General features: G+C 37.3%; 1 rRNA gene. It reads left to right on the plus strand.

From position 1 onward, the window contains the following. The first annotated feature begins 138 nt into the window (after positions 1-138). A 5S ribosomal RNA gene (gene rrf / locus GQR55_RS20060) occupies positions 139-253 on the plus strand. Positions 254-526: the final 273 nt, after the last annotated feature.

Here is a 526-nt window from a genome sequence, read left to right on the forward strand (position 1 = left end):
CGAACTCAGTAGTGAAACGAAACAGCGCCGATGATAGTGTAGCATTTGCTATGTGAAAGTAGGACATTACCAGGCTTCAAATTCAGTCGAAGGACTTTAATCTTAATAATTAAAAATAAGAAAATTGAAAAGAATTTTCTTGGTGACAATAGCGTTTTGGACCCACCTGATTCCATGCCGAACTCAGTAGTGAAACGAAACAGCGCCGATGATAGTGTAGCATTTGTTATGTGAAAGTAGGACATTACCAGGATTTAATTAAGAGAAACCCGTTACAGCAATGTGACGGGTTTTTTGCTATCTACGATTTAATAAATAAACACTCAGTAGCAGTCGCTCTTGCACATCCAGTGCTCCACAAAAAGCGGTTCCAATTGATGATAGCTTGTAGTATTTCACTGTAGATCTTCACCGCTGTTGGCCTACAACATTACTTGGATCTAATACCAATCTGCCAAATTATGTGATCTAATTAGCATACTGATACTTATCTACTTTTACTAAATTGAACTTAGAAAAATCCAAG

The sequence above is a fragment of the Pseudoalteromonas sp. Z1A8 genome, from assembly GCF_011378855.1.
In the GTDB taxonomy this organism is placed as follows: domain Bacteria; phylum Pseudomonadota; class Gammaproteobacteria; order Enterobacterales; family Alteromonadaceae; genus Pseudoalteromonas.